We start from the raw sequence: 16,908 nt of genomic DNA, 5'->3' as shown, positions 1-16,908 counted from the left end.
TGCTGGACGCGGAGTCCGACGTATGAGCGGTGAAGGCCCCGAAGCCGTGGCGGCCCGGCTCACCGGGCGGGCCGTGGTGGCGGGGCGGCGGCTCGCCGGGGCGGTCACCGAAGTCGCCCTCGACGGTGGGCCGGTGGTCGTCAAGGACGCCGGCAGCGTGGGCGCGGCGCGTGCCGAGGCCGTGGGGCTGGACTGGCTGGGCGAAGCCGGTGCCGTACGGGTGCCGGTGGTGCACGGGTGTGAGGGGCGGTGGCTGGTGACCGGGTGTGTCCCGCAGGGGCGGCCGGAGGCCTCGGCGGCGCTGCGGTTCGGCCGTGAGCTGGCCGCACTGCACGCCACCGGTGCCGACGCCTTCGGTGCCCCGCCGCCGGGCGGCCCGACGGACGCGTACATCGGCGCCGCCCCGATGCGCAACGTGCCGGGGGACAACTGGCCCGACTGGTACGTCCGTCACCGGGTCCTGCCCTATCTGCGCCGCGCGGTCGACGAGGGCACCCTCCTGTCCGCCGAGGCCGCCGTGATCGAGCGGGTCTGTGAGCGCGTCGACCGGCTGGCGGGGCCCGCCGAACCGCCCGCCCGGCTGCACGGCGACCTGTGGAGCGGCAATGTGCTGTGGGGCACCGACGGCCACGTCTGGCTCATCGACCCAGCGGCGCACGGCGGACACCGCGAGACCGACCTGGCCATGCTCCAGCTGTTCGGCTGCCCGCAGCTCGCCCGGGTGCTGGAGGGCTACGAGGAGGCGGCGCCCCTCGCCCCCGGCTGGCGGCAGCGCGTCGGCCTGCACCAACTGTTCCCGCTCCTGGTCCACGCCGTCCTGTTCGGCCGCTCCTACGCCGAACAGGCACTCGCCGCCGCCCGCCCCTACGCGAGCGCCTGACCTCACGCCGACTGCGGTTGCAGATAGCGGGCGAGCAGGTCGTCCAGCGTCACCATCCCCGTTAGCCGGCCCGTGTCGTCCCGGACCACGGCCAGGGAGGCGCGGTTGCGGCGCAGCAGTTCGATGGCGTCGGCGACAGTGGTGTCCTCGGCCAGCTCCGGTACCGGGCGGGCCAGGGCGCGGGCCGTGACGCTGCGTGCCCTGGCCCGGGCGACGAGTGCGTCACGGGCGTGGACGGAACCGAGCACCTCACCGTCCGCCTCGCGGACGAGCAGCCGGGTGCGGTCGTGGTCGGTGGCGAGGCGGAGGATGTCGTCGATGCCGGCGTCCCCGGCGACCGAGGTGATCCGGGCGGCCGGGATCAGGAGGTCGACGACGGGGGTCTCCGGCTCGACGAGCGAGCGGGTCAGCAGCTCGGAATCGGTCTCGCTGATCAGCCCGAGCCGCTCGGACTCCTCGACGAGATGCGTGAGTTGCTCGCGGTTGTGGACCGAGGCCAGCTCGTCGCGCGGCGTCACCCGGCACAGTCGTACGAGCGCGTTGCTGATCCGGTTGAGGACGCCGATCAGCGGTCGTACGACCTTCACCACGGCCCGGAACGGCGGCGCGAGCAGCATCGCGGAGCGCTCGGGGTGGGCGATGGCCCAGGACTTGGGGGCCATCTCGCCGACCACCATGTGCAGGAACACGACCACGATCATGGCCACGGCGAAGGCGATGCCGTAGCTGACGGCGCTGGGCAGACCCACCTTGTGCAGCACCGGGTCGAGTTCGTGGGAGATGGCGGGCTTGGAGACCGACCCCAGGCCCAGGGTGCAGACGGTGATGCCGAGTTGGGCACCGGCCAGCATCAGCGACAGCTCCCGCATGCCGGCGAGCGCGGCTTTGGCGCCGCGCTGCCCCTGGGCCGCCGCCTTCTCCATGCGGTGCCGTTTGGCGGCGACGAGCGCGAACTCCGCGGCCACGAAGAAGCCGCTGCCGATCAGCAGCAGTACGGTGACGAAGACCGCCATGGGGAAACTCACGACTGCTCCTCCACCTTCTCCATACGGACGCGCTCCGGCACATGCCGGTCCAGGGTGCGTACGTCGATCACCACGCGTCCCCCGTCGGCGAGTTCGACGGTGAGCCGGTCACCGATGGCCGGGAAGCGGCCGAGCCGGTCCACGACGAGGCCCGCGGCGGTGTCGTAGTCCTCCTCCTCGGGCAGCTCGATGCCGGTGGCGTCGGCGATCTCGTCGAGACGCCGCCCGGCGTCGACCAGCCAGCCCTCGCCGTCAGCGACGGCGACCTCGATGACCTTGTCGGTCTCGTCGGCGATGTCACCGACCAGTTCCTCGGCGATGTCCTCGTAGGTGACGATGCCGGCCACGCCGCCGTGCTCGTCGAGGACGACCGCGAACTCGTCGCCCCGCTCCCGCATCCGCTCCACCGCGTCCGGCAGCGGCAGGGTGTCGGGCAGCAGCAGCGGGGTGCGGGCGAGGCTGCCCGCGCCGGTGGCGGCGAGGCGGTCGGCGGGCAGCCGCATCAGCTCGCGTACGCCGATGACGCCCGGGACGTCGTCCGGGTGGTCGCCGAGCACGGGGTAGGTGGAGTGGCCGTGCCGGGCGATCAGGTCGACGGCCTCGGCGGCGGTGGCGTCCTTGCGGACGAACACGGCGTCGACACGCGGGACCATGACCTCGTCGAGGGTGCGCTCGGAGAACTCCAGGGCGTGGTCGATGAGTTCGGCGGTCTCCTTGGGCAACTCGCCCTGTTCGTGGGACTCGCCGATGAGGTGGCCGAGCTCCTCCAGGGTGGCGCCGTGGTGCAGTTCCTCGACGGGTTCGATGCCGGCCTTGCGCAGCAGGCGGTTGGCGGCGCCGTCGAAGAGGTGCACGACCGGGCCGACGACCTTGAGATAGGCGAGGGTCGAGCCCGCCAGCGACTTCGCGAGGCGTTCCGGCACGGCGATGGCGAGGTTCTTCGGGGCCAGTTCGCCGAGGACCATCTGGACGACGGTGGCGAGGCCGAAGGCGAGGACGACCGAGATGCCGCCGACCGCGCCCTCGGGCACGCCGACGCCGGTCAGCGTCGGTTCGAGCAGGGCGGAGACGGAGGGTTCGGCGATGAAGCCGACGACCAGGCCGGTGACGGTGATGCCGAGCTGGGCGCCGGACAGCATGAACGACAGCCGCTCAAGGACCGTCAGCGCCCGGGCCGCCTTCCGGTCACCGGCCTCGGCCTCCCGGGCGAGGGCCAGCCGGTCCGCGGAGACGTACGCGAACTCCTGGGCGACGAAGTAGCCGGTACCGGCGGTGAGGACGAACACGGCCAGCAGGCCGAGCAGGGCGTTGGCGGTACTCATCCGGGCCCCGGGGAGTCCGTGGGTCGGGCGGGCAAGAGATGCTCCTTCATCGGTCGCTTCTGGTTCGCCGGAACTTATCGGCCCAGCCGCTAGTTTCTACGTTGCTGTAGATATTAGGGGGTGCCGGTCCGTCAGCGGGACGGGCCGGGCCCCGACACACTTTTGGGAGTACCGATGGCTCTGTGGGACCGCATCAAGGAATCCGCGTCGACGATGCAGACCCAGCTCGTGGCGAAGAAGAACGACCTCAAGAGCGGCGCGTTCCGTGATGCCAGCATGGCGATGTGCGCGCTGGTGGCCGCCGCCGACGGCACGGTGGATCCCTCCGAACGCCAGCGCGTGGCCCAGCTGATCGCCGGCAACGAGGTCCTTCAGAACTTCGACGCCATGGACCTCCAGCGGCGTTTCGACGAGAACCTGAACAAGCTGACCGCCGACTTCGCCTTCGGCAAGGTCAGCGTGCTCCAGGAGATCGCGAAGTCGAAGAAGAAGCCCGCCGAGGCACGTGCCGTGATCCAGATCGGCATCGTCATCGGCGGCGCCGACGGCGACTTCGACAAGACCGAGCAGGCCGTCGTCCGCGAGGCGTGCTTCGCCCTGGACCTGCCGCCGCACGAGTTCGACCTCTGAGGTCCGCTGCCCGGCGGCGCCTCGCTACAGGGGCGTCGCCGCGCGCAGGATGAGGACCATCGTCACCGCGGAGTTGGCGGAGGACATCGCCGACGCGGCGGTCCCGGCGGCGGCCGCCCAGGCGGCCAGGCCCACGGCGGTGAACATCGACGGCCAGCTGCGCGGCACGGGAGCGGGCCGCAGCAGGGCGGCCACCCGGCGCGGCACCGGCCCGGGCAGCGCGAACCCCGCGAGCGTGGGCACCGGCGTGCCCCGGGACACCAGGGCCGCCTTGCCGATCGCACGCGCGACGACGCGCCGGTCGCCCACGGCCCGGGCCGCCTCCTCGTCCGCCCACCGCTCGGTCGTGTAGGACACGGCCGTGCGCAGCGGGCCCAGGAACGGGTTGGCGCGCGCCGCGAGTTGGGAGACGAGCAGGAACCGGTGGTGGCGGGCGGCCAGATGGGCCCGCTCGTGCGTGAACAGCGCCCGCCGCTCGGCGGGCCGGAGCCCGGCGAGCAGTGCCGTCGTCACCACGATCCGGTCCCGGGTCCGGCCGGGCAGGGCGTACGCGTACGGCTCCTCGTCCGGCAGTACGACGACCTCCTTGCCCGGCAGCCCGGTCAGCGCCCGGTGTGCGCGCCGCCGCACCCGCCCGTGCCGCCACAGGGTGCGACCGCACACCACGGCGACCGCCAGCAGCACGGGGATCGCGGCGCGCCCGGCCACCTCGTCGTAAGGCACGGCCGCGCGGACCTCCGGGTCGGACCAGCCGTCCGGCAGCGGGTTGCCCGGCAGTTGGGCGGTGCCGACCACCATGAGCAGCCCGAGACACACCGTGCTGCACAGCGCCATCACGCCGGCCACGGCCGTCAGCAGCCGGGTGGCGAGGCGCGGGTGCAGATGCTGCTCGGCGAGCCGTGCGATCGGCCATGCCGACAAGGGCAGGACCAGCGGCAGAAAGACGAACACCCCCATGAGGTCTCAGTCTTCCCCTTCGCTCTCCGCCTGTCCCAGCAGTTCCCTCAGCAGTCGCTCGTCGTCGGGTTCGAGGGAGGTGACGAAGCTGGCCAGCACCGCCTCACGGTCGGTCTCGCCGTCGAGGAGCCTGCGCATCCGGTGTGCGGCGAGGCCCGCCTCGTCCGACACTGGCGTCCAGACGAAGGAGCGGCCCGCGCGCTCCCGGGTCACCGCCCCCTTGGCCAGCAGCCTGGTCAGGATCGTGATCACCGTCGTATAGGCCAGGTCCCCGCCGAGACGCTCCTGCACCCAGCCCGCGGTCGCCGGTCCGTCCGCCGCCCGCAGGGCCGACAGGACCTGCACCTCCAGCTCGCCCTGCCCCCGCCGCCGGGGACGCCGATGATCCGTCACTCCCTGTCTCCCTTTCCGCTCCGCCGCCACGCACGTCACGGGCGGTCCATCGTACGGACACCGGGTGCACCCTCCGCAGCTCCGAGCCCGGAGATCACCGCACCGACCGCGGCGACACGGTCCGCGAGGTCGGCGGCGGGGATGCCGACGAGCCGATAGCCGAAGGCGCGGTAGCTCTCCTCGTGGACCTTCTCGAACTCCAGCGACTCCTCGAAGCTGATGCGGCGGGCGCTGGTGGGTTCGCAGAAGCCCAGGTTGCGGACGAAGAACACCTCCGGCTCGTAGACGCGCTCGCTCGTGATCCGCTCGATCTCCGCGGTGAGCGCCGGTGGGATCGGCCGGCCCAGATGGCGGGCGAGGGCGTGGGTGCAGATCGGTGACCGGTCGTACACCTGGACCGGGCCGCTGACGGGGGCCGCCAACTGCCGCCGGCGCTGCATCTCGACGATGTCGTCGAGGAAGGACGCCCGCGTCCACGGCTCGTCCTCGCCCCGGGCCTGGGCCTGGGCGATGACGGCGGTCGCCGCCTCCTCCACGACCGGGTGACCGAGCTCGGCCAGGCCACGCAGGATGGAGGTCTTCCCGGCACCCGGAGTGCCGGTGAGCACGTATCGACGCATGTCCGCTCGGAGCCCTTTCGTCGATGGCCAGGGCGGCGTGGCCGGTCGGTCCAAGGGCACCACGCCGCGCCCGGGGGGCCTGTCAGCACCTGACACGACAGTACCTGGCACACGCTCGTGACCTGCTGTTTCCTCGATATTGACGCTCCGCGGTACCCAGCACGGTCAAAGCCCCCCCCCGCCATGAGCACCTGGAACATCGACGAACTGGACCGCATCGCCACGGCCGACGAGCTTCGAGTCGCGCCAGGCCGCAGCGACACCCACGACGGTCGCATCTCCGCGGGCGGCGTGGAGGCGGCGGTGCAGAGCGCGGTGGCGGAGTACGGCCGTCTGGGCATGGCCTTCAACAACGCGGGCATCCAGTTAGATCCGTCCGACGAGACGGCCGAGGGCTTCGACCGGGTCAACGCCGTGCGGAAGCAGGGCAGCGGCGCCATCGTCAACTGCTCGTCCCTGGGCGGGATCGTCGGGCCGCCCGAGCACGGCGTCATCGGCCTGACCCGCAGCACCGCCGTCGAGTACGCGCCCCGCAGCATCCGCATCAACGCCGTGTGCCCCGGCGTCATCGAAACCCCGATGGTCGCCGACATGGTCCAGAACCAGGCCGAGGCCATGGCCGGGATCACCAAGGAGCAGCCCATCGGCCGCCTGGGGACTCCCCCTCGACGGCGGCTTCACCGCCCACTGAGGCAGGTGCCGCTATGAGTCAGGCCGTGGCCGACCGGCGTGAAGACACCGCCGGTCGGCCACGGGACCCGGCCCTCAGCAGGGCGCGGGTCTCAACTGGTCGCGCACGTGCTGCCGTTCAGTGTGAACGCGGTCGGTGCCGCGTTGGTCGTGCCCTTGGCGCCGATGAAGCCGACGGTCACCGAACCGGCGGCGGCGATGCTCGACGTGTAGGACGCCGGGGCGACGCTCACGTCGGCACCGCTCTGGGTCGGGGTGCCGCCCCACATGTTGGAGATCGTCTGGCCGTTGGCGAAGGAGAAGCCGAGCGTCCAGCCGTTGATGGCGGTGGTCCCGGTGTTGCGGATGGTGATCTCGCCCTGGAATCCGCCCGGCCACTCCCCCACGATCCGGTAGCCGACCGAGCAGTTGAGCACCGGGGCCTTGCCGGTCGTGACGTTCACCGTCGCCGAGCGGGCCGAGCGGTTGCCCGCCGCGTCTCGGGCGTAGACGGCGAAGGTGTACGCCGTCTCGGCCGAAAGCCCGGTCACCGTCACGGAGTTGGTGGTGGAGGCGGCGACCTTGGTCTCGGTGCCGCCGCTGATCCGGACGACGTCGTAGCCGGCGACGCCGACGTTGTCGGTGGACGCGGTCCAGGTGAGGGCCGCGGAGGTGGCCGTCACGGCGGAGGCGCTCGGGGTGCCGGGGGTCGTGGGCGCCTGGGTGTCGCCGGACCCGCCACCGCCGTAAATGGTGGCTTCCTTGGCGGTCTGGGCGATGCCGTTGGTGCCGTTGAAGATGCGCTGGCCCCAGGAACTGAGCTGGTTGGGGTCGAAGTCGATCGCGAGGTCGAGGATCGGGTCGGTGTTGCCGCTCCACGACCAGGCCAGGTACCCGAGGTCGAGCTGCTCGGCGGTGGCCATCATGGTGTCCTCGTCCGGATCGCCCCACTGGTCGGCGGGGCCACCGAACTCACCGATGAGGATGGGGAGTTTGGCGTTGACGAAGGCGTTGAGGTAGTCGGTGATCTCCGCCGCGGTGTCGAAGACGCTGTACATGTGGATCGAGAAGATCAGGTTGCCGGTGGTGTCGGCGTTGTAGACGCTCTGGGCGTTGGTGCGCATGACCTGCTGCCAGTCCTGGCCCCAGTTGGGCGCGTCCACCATGATCGTGTGCTCGAAGCCGGCGTTGCGCAGCTTCTTGATCGCGGCGATGGTCGGGTCGGTCCAGCCCTCGGGGTTGGTGTTGCCCCAGGGCTCGTTGCCGATGTTGATGATGATGTAGTTCTCCTGGCCCGCCAGGACGTCCTTGAGGCCGATCCAGTAGTCGGCGGCCTGGTCGAGGGTGCCGGCCGCGGCGTCCTCGCCGTATCCCGTGGTGTCGTGCACCTCCAGGACGCAGATCAGCCGGTTGGCCTTGCACTGACTGACAACGTTGGCAACGTCCGCCGCACTGTTGGCCGTCCAGCGGTGACCGTCCGCCAGAACGACACGGACGGCGTTGGCGCCGAGGGCCTTGATGTCGGACAGCGACTGCGTCTCGTTCGGGTACCAGGTGTGGGCGTGGTTGACGCCGCGCATCACGAAATCGTTGCCGTTGCCCTCGAGCAGCCGGCCGTTGCTGATGTGCAGCCCGGTGGCCTGGGTGCCCGGCGGCTCGGCCTGGGCGTACGCGGCGGCCGGCCAGAGGGCGCCGAGCAGGACGAGCCCGAGGAGGGCTGCCGCCAGCCGGGTGAAGAGGCTCTCTTTCGTCGTGCTCTTTCTTGTCGTGCTTCTTGTTCTTCTCACTGCGACTCCTGGGAGTGAGCGCCAAGAAACTCAGGCATGGGAGGAGAGCGATATGGGAGCGCTCCCATAAAAGCGATGGCGCCAGGTACACGTCAAGGGAATGAACAAAGACCCACTGCCGCGGGCAGGTTGATGCAGGGACCGCGTCGACTCACCCGCAGCACCCGCCCCCTCCCCCGCCTCCCGACACCGCGTCGAGCCGGCAGAAGCACGACGCCTCGATCGGTACGTCCGCCAGCGCGACCGCGATCTTCAGTTGCTGGGCGACGATCCGCGCCTCCCCGACCTTGCCGAGCCGGACCAGGCACTCGTGGAAGCCGTGCAGCGCCCAGACGTTGCCGGGATGCTGGACCGCGCGCGGCAGGGTGTCGTCGAGACCGAGGTCGGCGCGGTAGACCGCCTCCGCCTCCGCGACCCGGCCCTGTTCCAGGAGCAGGGCGCCGTAGGCGTGCCGGGTGGGCTGCATCCAGCCCCACGGCTCGTCGTAGGGCAGGTTGTCGTCGAGCGCGATCGACCGCTCCAGCGCGGCGAAGGCGGCGTCGAAGTCGCCCTTGCGGTAGGCGAGTTCGCCGTCGAGCATCGCGGAGGCGATGGCGAGGATGTCGGCGCAGGTGTTGTTGAACAGCATGCGGGTCTCCTGGACCCGGGCCACCGCCTCGTGGAACAGGGCGCGTTCATCCTCGGCCTCGGGGACGCGACCGAGGGCGGACAGGGCGACTCCGCGGGCGTAGTGGAGCATGGCGGTCGTCACGCTGTACAGCTCCGGGTCGGCGGGCAGCGACAGTTGGAGGATGTCGGCCCAGCGGCCGAAGCGGATCAGCGCGTGGACCCGCATGGCGAGGAAGGCCTCCAGCCAGTCGGCCATGGGCGGGCTCTGCACGCGCAGCAGGTCCTCCGGGATCGACGCCTCCAGCTCGGCGGCGGTCTCCAGGGCGATGCGGGACTGGCCGAGGAACATCGCGCCGTAGATCTTGAAGTGGTAGTTGTGCGAGCGGTAGAGGGTGTAGAAGTTCATCGCGCCGGCCCGGGCGTGGTACTTCTCGTCGGCGCGGATGGCGGCGCTGTTGTCCGAGACGACCCGGCGGTAGTCGCCGCACAGCACGTCCAGGTGGGACGGCATGTGCTGGAGGTGTCCGGCGTCGGGGACCAGGCCGTGCAGCCGGTCGGCGACGGGCAGGGCCGTCTCGGGCGTCGGGGACATCTCCATGAGGTGGATGTACAGGTGCAGCACGCCGGGATGCCGCCCACCGGCGTCCGAGGCGAGCACCCGGTCGAGGACCGCCTTGGCCTCCAAGGTACGGGCGCCCTCCGCCGGTTCGCCGGTCCTGAGGTTCCACAGCTGCCAAGGGGTGAGGTTCATCAGGGCGTCGGCGTACAGCGTGGCGATGTCGGCGTCGTCGGGGGCGAGTTCATGGACGGCGCGCATGCTGTCGGCGTACGGCTCGTTCCACACCGAGCAGTCCGGCACGGGCTTCGCCTGCGGATAGCGGGCGCGCAGCGCCTCGATCAGGGCCCGTTCGACGGGGGTGGCGGCGGCCCGGGCCTTCTCGTGGGCCCGTTCGACCGCGGCGTGGGTGCGCTCGACGGTACGGGCGAGGTCGTCGCCGTCGAAGAACTCCCACGGCTTGTTGTAGTTGGGTCCGAGTGCGTACGCGATGCCCCAGTAGGCCATGGCGCAGTCGGGATCGGCCTCGGCGGCGGCGCGGAAGCACGCGACGGCCTCCTCGTGATGGAAGGCGTACGTCCACACCAGCCCGCGGTCGAACCACAGTTGAGCCTCGGGCGACGAGGTGGTCACGGTGCGGCTGTGGGTGCCGAGGTCGTAGTAGTCCATGGGATTCCCCCGAGCGCGAGCAGGCCTGGATTCGCGACGTTACAGGGTGATTTGCGCCCGACACGCCGACAACCGCCGCCGTGGCGCAGGCGACTCAGCGCTCGCGCTCCTCGGCGACCGCCGCCTCGTAGGCGAGCAGGGTGTCGACGAACAGGCGGCGCTGTTCCGGTTCCAGCGGGGTGAGCACGCGGCGCCAGGCCTGGGCGCCGGGGGCGAGCCAGGCGGCGATGGCCTCGTGCTGGTTGGGGGCGATGGCCACGATGCGGCGCCGCCGGTCGGCGGGGTCCTCGCGGCGGTCGAGGACGCCCTTGCCGCTCAGGTCGCCGACCATCAGGCTGACCGTGGTGGGCGCCACCTCCAGACGGGCGGCGAGGTCGTTCACGGTCAGCGGACCGTCGAACAACAGGCAGGCCAGCAAGGAGAGATGACGGGGCGCCAGCGACAGCGACTCCAGCGCCTCGGGCACGGGGATGCGCTTCACCCGGCCGACCATGCGCGGCATGAGCAGCAGCAGCTCACGCACCGCGGTGTCCACACCATCCGTCTCGGCCTCGCGCCGCACGGATCCGGCCATCACACACTCCTCGCCATTTACCTTTGACATCAAAGCTGCTTTGCTTTCAAAGGCATCTCAGCCAAACACCGAACCGCCCGCCACCACGGGCCCGAACGGAGATTCCACCATGCCTCACTTCACCGTGCACATCAGCGAGAGCGCCCTCGACGGCAAGACCGAGGAGGGCCTGATCCGAGGGCTCGCGGACGCGGTCGGAACGGTCTACGGCGAGCCGTTCCGCCACATGGTCGCCGTGGACCTCATCGGCATCCCGCCCCACCGGCGGGGCGTCGGTGGTGTGCCGACCGAGCGGGCCGCCCCGGACGTCAGGCTGAGCCTGCGCGAGGCGGCCTACCGGCACCCGGACGTGCCGGACGCGCCGGCCCGGTTGATCGCCGCGATCACGGACGCCGTGGTCGACGTACTCGGTGAGCCGGTGCGCGAAGAGGTGGCGGTCAGTCTGACGGCCGTGCCCGAAGGGCGCTCCGGCGTGGGCGGCCGGGTGGGTTGACGCTCATCGCGGGGCCAGGCGCCACAGCGAGGTGACCTCCGCGGCTCGGGCGGCATGGAGCGGGTCCGTGGTGTCCCTCGCCCGTGGATGCCGTGGCCGGATGTCGAGCCTGTCCACCACGCGCAGCCCCGCCGCCTCGATGCCGGTCAGCAACTCACTACGGCTGCGCAGTCCGAGGTGCTCGGCGAGGTCGGAGAGGATCAGCCATCCCTCACCGCCCGGGACGAGATGGTCCGCCAGGCCGTGCAGAAAGCCGCGGAGCATCTCGCCGTCCGGGTCGTACACGCCCTGCTCGACGGCGGACGTCGGCCGGGCCGGGAGCCAGGGCGGGTTGCACACGACGAGGTCGGCGCGGCCTTCGGGGAACAGGGCCGGCCCCACGACCTCCACCCGTCCGCCGAGCCCCAGCCGCCGCACGGTGTCGCGGGCGCAGGCCAGGGCGCGCGGAGCGATGTCGGTGGCCACGACCTGGCCGACACCGCGCTGGGCGAGGACGGCGGCGAGCACGCCCGTGCCGGTGCCGAGGTCGAACGCGGTACGACAGGCCGGGGACACGGGCAGGGGTGCTCGCGCCACGAGGTCGACGTACTCGCCCCTGACCGGGGAGAAGACGCCGTAGTGCGGGTGGATACGGGCGCCGAGGGCCGGTACCTCGACGCCCCGCTCCCGCCACTGCCGCGCGCCGAGGACGCCCAGCAGTTCCGTCAGGGCGACCGCGGTGCGGCCGTTCGGCCGCCCGTACGCCTCGAAGCACGCCTGACGCACGTCGGGAGCGCGGCGCAGGTCCAGGGTCTGGTCGTCCTCCAGCAACACGACCAGCCTGCCCAGCAGACGGGCCCGGAGGCCGCGGGCCTGCCGGTGGAGGTGGAAGGACTCCGCCGGAGTGTTCCCCGGGCGGGGCGGTCGCCGGTCGGCGCGGCGGCGCAGCGCGTTCAGCAGTTGGCGTGCGTTGGGGAAGTCGCCCCGCCACAGCAACGCCGTTCCCTCGCGGGCGAGTCGGTGGGCGGTGGCCGCGTTCATGCGGTCGTCGGCGACGACGACGACCCGGCGCGGCGGGGGCGCGGCGCTCTCGGAGTGCCAGCGGGCGGATCGGGCGGTGCGGTCTTCGGTCCAGTGGATCGTGGACACGGAGGTACTCCTCGTGATCGAACGTGCAGGGGCACGAAGAGCACTTCGACGAGGAGCAGCACCGACGGCCCGTGCTGCGGCACGGGTTCGGAGATCGGGGCAGGAAGGGTTACGGCTCCCGCGTCGAAGCGCGCGAGGAGACGTCGCCCAGAACCATGCCGAGTGTCACGAGGGGGTCCTTCCGGAGAGATGACGTACGAGGCTCGCACGATGGCCTCCTCACGGGCAAACCGTCCGCCGAAAACCCGTTGCAGCCGCCCTCCGCCTCCCTGGACCCTGGCCCTCATGCCTTACCTCCTGCGCCCCGCGCGGCTCGCCGACGCGCCCGCGATCACCGAGCTGCTCAACGCCGTCGACGAGATCGAGATCGGCCGGCGCGAGACCGACCTCCCCGAGGTCGAGGCCGACCTCAGGCGTCCGGAGGTCGACCTGGAGCGTGACTCCTGGCTGGTCTTCGACGGGGAGCGGCTGGTGGCGTACGGGCTGCTGTGGGACGACTCCGGGAACGAGCGGATCGACGTCGACCACTACGTCCTCCCCGACCATCAGGCGGCCGGCGAACAGATCCTGGACGCCCTCCACCGCAGGGCCGTCGAGCGGGCCCGGGCGAACGGCGCCGCGAAGGCCGTCGTCCATCTGCATCTCAACACCCGGCCGACGCTGGACACTTCACTGATCGAGGCACGGGGCTGGTACGTCGTACGCCGCTACCACGTGCTGGAACGCCCGCTCGACCGGGACCTGGACCGCGCCCCGGAGCCGCCCGAAGGCGTGCGCATCCGTCCCTGCGTCACCGAGGCGGACCGTCAACGCGCCCATCAGCTCTACCAGTCCACCTTCGCGGAGCACTTCGACTTCCAGCCACGCGCCTACGAGCAGTGGCTGCACGACATCGACGCCGAGCGCCTGGACTGGTCGCTGGTATGGCTCCTCGACACCGAGGAGCTGGGCGACGTCGGGTTCCTCATCGCGCGGGACGACCGCGCGGCCATGGGGTGGATCCGGAGCGTGGGGGTGCTCAGGGAGGCCCGGGGGCAGGGGCTGGGCGGGCTGCTGCTGCGGCAGGCCTTCGCCGCGTTCGCCGCGCGGGGGCGGAACACCGTGGGGCTGGGGGTGGACACGGCCAACGCGACGGGCGCGCCCGAGCTGTACGGACGTAACGGGATGAAACTCCACTTCGCCGTCGATACTTGGGAGGCGGTGCTGACCTGAGCACGGCGTCGAAAGGTGTGCGCATGTCCTCGACCCGGGACTTCTACGACGACCTGGCCTCCGACTACCACCTGATGTTCGCGGACTGGGACGCGAGCACGGCCCGCCAGGCCGCCGTCCTCGACACCCTCGTCCGGCGCCGTCTGGGCGCGGGCCCGCACCGCGTCCTGGACTGCGCCTGCGGGATCGGCACCCAGGCGATCGGGCTGGCCGGGGCCGGCTACGACGTCGTCGGCAGCGACCTCAGTCCCCGCGCGGCAGCGCGCGCCACGGCCGAGGCGGCGGCCCGGGGCATCGGCCTCCCGACGGCCGCCGCGGACATGCGCCGGCTGCCGTTCGCTCCGTCCGTCTTCGACGTCGTCGTCTGCGCCGACAACTCGCTCGCGCACCTGCTCTCCGCGCAGGACGTCGCGGCGGCGCTGAGCGACATGCGGCGTGTACTGCGGGACGGCGGGCTGCTGGTGCTCACGATCCGGGACTACGACGAACTCCGCCGGACGCGGCCCACCTCGACACCGCCGCAGGTCAGGGAGACACCGGACGGCCGGGTGATCACCTTTCAGCTCTGGCACTGGCACGAGGACGGCGAGCGCTACGACCTGGAGCACTTCCAGCTGATCCCCGCCGCGGACGGCTGGACGACCCGGCGGCGCGTCGCCACCTCCTGGGCGCTGTCCCGGCCACAGCTGACCCGACTGCTCGCCGAGGCGGGCTACGCCGACGTCGTGTGGCACGCCCCGGAGGCGACGGGGTTCTACCAGCCGGTCGTGACATGTCAGGTGCGGCGGGCCAGCGCGTAGGCGCGGCGGGTCTCCGCCTCGTGGGCGTAGTGGGTGCGCTCCAGCTTCATCTCCACCGTGAAGCCGACCGATTCGAGCAGGTCGGTGAGGTGCGCGGGGTCGAGGAAACGGAAGTCGACGTCGACGGAGTGACCCCACCATTCGTCCAGGTGCCGGACCTCCTCGCCGACGTGGAAGGAGAGGAGGAGCAGGCCCTGGGGGCGCAGGACCCGTTCCATCTCCTCGAAGGCGCGGCGCAGTTCGCCGGGTTCGAGATGGATGACGGTGTAGAGGGCGACCAGTGAGCCGAACTCGCCGTCCTTCGCCGGGAGTTCCAGCAGATCGCCCTGGCGGAACTCGACCTCCGGGAAGCGGCTGCGGCCCGCCTCGACCATGCCCGCGGACAGATCGATCCCGACCGTGCGCGCGCCCTTCTCCGCCAGCCAGGCCGCCACATGCCCGGGACCGCAGCCCAAGTCACCGATCACCGCCCCCGGTTCGGTCTGTTCGAGGAGTGCGGTGAGCAACGCCCGGTCCAGGGGCTTGCCTTCGAGCTCGGCGTGGAGCCGGGTCGTGTACTCCTCGGCCACGGTGTCGTAGCTGTGCCGTACGGAGTCGTGCCGTGGGTGATCAGCCATGCGGTCAGCATGCCAGCAGGAGACGCACTCCGAAGGGCCCCGGCCTCAGCGAGGACCGGAGGTGGGGCGTACCAGCCCGGTCTGGTAGGCGATGACGACGAGTTGGGCTCGGTCGCGGGCGCCGAGCTTGGTCATGGCGCGCTGGACGTGGGTGCGGACGGTGAGCACGCTGAGGACGAGGTGGGCCGCGATCTCCTCGTTGGACCGGCCCTCGGCGGCGAGGACGGTGATCTCCCGTTCGCGCGGGGTGAGGTCGCTCAGGCGCTCCGGCGGGGTCAGCAGGGTGCCCGGGGCCGGTGCGCTGAGGAAACGGGTGATGAGGGCGCGGGTGGCTCCGGGTGAGAGCAGCGCCTCTCCAGAGGAGACGGTGCGGATGCCCGCGAGGAGGACGTCGGTGGTGACGTACTTGCCGAGGAACCCGCTGGCCCCCACGCGCAGGGCCTGGGCGACGTACTCCTCGGTCTCGAACATGGTCAGCACGAGGACGCGGGTGCCGGCCAGGTCGGGGTCCTCGCAGATGGCGGCGGTGGCCGCGAGGCCGTCCGTGCCGGGCATGCGGATGTCCATGAGGACCAGGTCGGGGCGGTGGGCGCGGGCGAGTTCCAGCGCCTCCTTGCCGTCGGCGGCCTCGCCGACCACCTCCATGTCCTCGCAGGAGTCGATCAGCAGCCGGAACGTGCCCCGCAGCAGGGCCTGGTCGTCGGCGAGCAGGACGCGGATGCTCACGGGGTCGCCTCGTGTTCGTCGGTGACTTGGGAGTGCAGGGGCAGGGCGGTGGTGACCTCGAAACCGCCCTCGGGGCGCGGTCCGGCCCGCAGGTGGCCGCCGACCGAGTGGGCGCGCTCGCGCATGCCCATCAGTCCGAAGCCGCCGCCCGGGAGCGCGGGGGCGGTGGCGGCGCCCTCGTTGGCGACCGTGATCAGCAGGCGCGAGTCGGAGTAGGCGAGCCGGACACGGGCCTCGTGGTCGGAGGCGTGTTTGGTGGCGTTGGTCAGGGCCTCCTGGATGATCCGGTACGCCGTCAGGTCGACGCCCGGTGACAGCGGCCGGGGCTCGCCCTCGGTGGTCACCGTCACGGTGAGGCCCGCGGACTCGCAGACGGCGATCAGCTCGGGGAGCCGGTGCAGGCCGGGGGCGGGGTCGAGGGAGTCGGCGTCGTCGGCCTGGCGCAGCACGCCCACCGTCGCGCGGAGTTCGAGGAGCGCGGAGGAGGTGGTCGCCGTCAGCTCGTCGAGGATCTTCTGCGCCTGTTCGGGCTGGGTGGGGGCGAGGTGGCGGGCGGTGCCGGCCTGGGCGTTGGCGACGGCCATGTGATGGGCGACGACGTCGTGGAGCTCGCGGGCGATCCGCATCCGTTCCTCGGCGACCCGCAGCCGGGCCTCCTCCTCCCGGGTGCGCTCGGCGTGCACGGCCCGTGCCTGCACGGACTCCAGGTAGGCGCTGCGCAGTCGGGCGTTGCGGCCGCCCACCATCGGCAGCAGCAGCCAGAGGACGGGACCCACGCTGCGCAGCAGCAGCATGTCGGTCGTGGGCCGGTCGATCAGGGCGGTGGCCACGACCAGGACCATGGTCCCCACGCCGAGCACGCGTCTGCTCGTCGCGTCGGTGCGGGCGGCCACCCAGTACAGGGCCATCATCAGCGGGGCCAGCGTCAGGGGCGTGGGCAGATAGCCCTGGGTGAGGGTGGCGATCGTGCAGGCCGCGACGACCAGGACGACCGAGCGCGGGTGGTCGCGTGCGGTGAGCAGGGCGAGGCAGGAGACGGCCGCGAGGACGACCGCGGGCGTGTCGCTGCTCGGCCGGCTCGTGCCGGGGATGCTCAGCGAGGCGCCGAAGGTCGCGCAGCCGAGCAGCGCCAGGACGGTGAGGACGTCCATGACGTGGGGGCGCGCCCTGCGGCGCTCCGAGCGGGTGGTCATCGGTGTCTCCGGATCAAGGGCCTGGGTCCATGGTGGCCGACCCGTGGG

General features: G+C 71.8%; 17 protein-coding genes and 1 pseudogene. 6 read left to right on the top strand and 12 right to left on the bottom strand.

The genetic code is table 11. The features are described 5' to 3' along the window. The first annotated feature begins 22 nt into the window (after positions 1 to 22). Positions 23 to 880, top strand: a complete 858-nt coding sequence (locus tag IQ210_RS13110; RefSeq protein ID WP_194079130.1) for a fructosamine kinase family protein — start codon at positions 23 to 25, stop codon at positions 878 to 880. A 2-nt stretch (positions 881 to 882) separates the two neighbouring features. On the opposite strand, the gene IQ210_RS13105 is transcribed toward IQ210_RS13110, so the two are convergent. Further along, positions 883 to 1,905: a hemolysin family protein gene (locus tag IQ210_RS13105; protein WP_194079129.1), complete on the bottom strand. Its 1,023-nt coding sequence runs from the start codon at positions 1,903 to 1,905 to the stop codon at positions 883 to 885. Beyond that, a complete protein-coding gene (locus IQ210_RS13100) occupies positions 1,902 to 3,227 on the bottom strand; it encodes a hemolysin family protein (protein ID WP_194079128.1) in 1,326 nt (441 codons plus the stop codon). Before IQ210_RS13100 ends, IQ210_RS13105 begins: the two co-directional genes overlap by 4 nt. A 174-nt stretch (positions 3,228 to 3,401) precedes the next feature. On the opposite strand from IQ210_RS13100, the gene IQ210_RS13095 reads away from it, so the two are divergent. After that, positions 3,402 to 3,857 (top strand): tellurite resistance TerB family protein, encoded by a 456-nt coding sequence (locus tag IQ210_RS13095; RefSeq protein ID WP_194079127.1) that lies wholly within the window; start codon positions 3,402 to 3,404, stop codon positions 3,855 to 3,857. 24 nt (positions 3,858 to 3,881) lie between these two features. Here the strand turns inward: IQ210_RS13095 and IQ210_RS13090 are convergent, their stop codons facing one another. From IQ210_RS13090 to IQ210_RS13080, 3 genes are read right to left on the bottom strand one after another with little or no spacing between them, the layout of a single operon-like run. Then, entirely contained in the window at positions 3,882 to 4,814 is a 933-nt protein-coding gene (locus IQ210_RS13090; protein ID WP_194079126.1) for a M56 family metallopeptidase, read from the bottom strand. 6 nt (positions 4,815 to 4,820) lie between these two features. After that, entirely contained in the window at positions 4,821 to 5,207 is a 387-nt protein-coding gene (locus IQ210_RS13085) for a BlaI/MecI/CopY family transcriptional regulator (protein WP_194079125.1), read from the bottom strand. Positions 5,208 to 5,242: 35 nt separating this feature from the next. Continuing rightward, positions 5,243 to 5,827: an ATP/GTP-binding protein gene (locus tag IQ210_RS13080; protein WP_194079124.1), complete on the bottom strand. Its 585-nt coding sequence runs from the start codon at positions 5,825 to 5,827 to the stop codon at positions 5,243 to 5,245. 183 nt (positions 5,828 to 6,010) lie between these two features. Between IQ210_RS13080 and IQ210_RS13075 the strand changes: the two are divergent. Next, positions 6,011 to 6,487 (top strand): annotated as a pseudogene (locus tag IQ210_RS13075) (SDR family oxidoreductase); the annotation flags it as partial. A 122-nt stretch (positions 6,488 to 6,609) separates the two neighbouring features. Here the strand turns inward: IQ210_RS13075 and IQ210_RS13070 are convergent. From IQ210_RS13070 to IQ210_RS13060, 3 genes are all read right to left on the bottom strand, one after another. After that, a complete protein-coding gene (locus IQ210_RS13070; protein ID WP_194079123.1) occupies positions 6,610 to 8,283 on the bottom strand; it encodes a cellulase family glycosylhydrolase in 1,674 nt (557 codons plus the stop codon). Between the two features lie 151 nt (positions 8,284 to 8,434). Continuing rightward, positions 8,435 to 10,117: a tetratricopeptide repeat protein gene (locus IQ210_RS13065; protein ID WP_194079122.1), complete on the bottom strand. Its 1,683-nt coding sequence runs from the start codon at positions 10,115 to 10,117 to the stop codon at positions 8,435 to 8,437. A gap of 94 nt (positions 10,118 to 10,211) precedes the next feature. Then, entirely contained in the window at positions 10,212 to 10,691 is a 480-nt protein-coding gene (locus tag IQ210_RS13060) for a MarR family winged helix-turn-helix transcriptional regulator (protein WP_194079121.1), read from the bottom strand. 109 nt (positions 10,692 to 10,800) lie between these two features. On the opposite strand from IQ210_RS13060, the gene IQ210_RS13055 reads away from it, so the two are divergent. Then, on the top strand, positions 10,801 to 11,184 hold the full coding sequence (locus IQ210_RS13055; RefSeq protein WP_194079120.1) for a tautomerase family protein: 384 nt from the start codon (positions 10,801 to 10,803) through the stop codon (positions 11,182 to 11,184). Between the two features lie 3 nt (positions 11,185 to 11,187). Here IQ210_RS13055 and IQ210_RS13050 read toward each other — a convergent pair whose 3' ends face one another. Further along, complete coding sequence (locus IQ210_RS13050) at positions 11,188 to 12,312, bottom strand: methyltransferase (RefSeq protein ID WP_194079119.1); 1,125 nt, start codon at positions 12,310 to 12,312, stop codon at positions 11,188 to 11,190. 285 nt (positions 12,313 to 12,597) lie between these two features. Between IQ210_RS13050 and IQ210_RS13045 the strand changes: the two genes are divergently transcribed. Both IQ210_RS13045 and IQ210_RS13040 read left to right on the top strand, forming a co-directional pair. Beyond that, complete coding sequence (locus tag IQ210_RS13045) at positions 12,598 to 13,524, top strand: GNAT family N-acetyltransferase (protein WP_194079118.1); 927 nt, start codon at positions 12,598 to 12,600, stop codon at positions 13,522 to 13,524. 23 nt (positions 13,525 to 13,547) lie between these two features. Next, a complete protein-coding gene (locus IQ210_RS13040) occupies positions 13,548 to 14,324 on the top strand; it encodes a class I SAM-dependent methyltransferase (RefSeq protein ID WP_194079117.1) in 777 nt (258 codons plus the stop codon). On the opposite strand, the gene IQ210_RS13035 is transcribed toward IQ210_RS13040, so the two are convergent. The 3 genes from IQ210_RS13035 to IQ210_RS13025 are packed head-to-tail and all read right to left on the bottom strand — an operon-like array spanning position 14,300 to position 16,860. Beyond that, positions 14,300 to 14,941: a class I SAM-dependent methyltransferase gene (locus IQ210_RS13035; protein ID WP_194079116.1), complete on the bottom strand. Its 642-nt coding sequence runs from the start codon at positions 14,939 to 14,941 to the stop codon at positions 14,300 to 14,302. The two genes, IQ210_RS13040 and IQ210_RS13035, sit on opposite strands and share 25 nt — an antisense overlap. Positions 14,942 to 14,986: 45 nt before the next feature. Continuing rightward, complete coding sequence (locus tag IQ210_RS13030) at positions 14,987 to 15,667, bottom strand: response regulator transcription factor (RefSeq protein ID WP_194079115.1); 681 nt, start codon at positions 15,665 to 15,667, stop codon at positions 14,987 to 14,989. Further along, positions 15,664 to 16,860: a sensor histidine kinase gene (locus tag IQ210_RS13025; protein WP_194079114.1), complete on the bottom strand. Its 1,197-nt coding sequence runs from the start codon at positions 16,858 to 16,860 to the stop codon at positions 15,664 to 15,666. The genes IQ210_RS13030 and IQ210_RS13025 overlap by 4 nt, the downstream gene beginning before the upstream one ends. Positions 16,861 to 16,908: the final 48 nt, after the last annotated feature.

Source organism: Streptomyces justiciae (genome assembly GCF_015163075.1).
Classification (GTDB): Bacteria; Actinomycetota; Actinomycetes; order Streptomycetales; family Streptomycetaceae; genus Streptomyces; species Streptomyces justiciae.
This window is presented reverse-complemented; position numbering and strand designations above follow the sequence as displayed.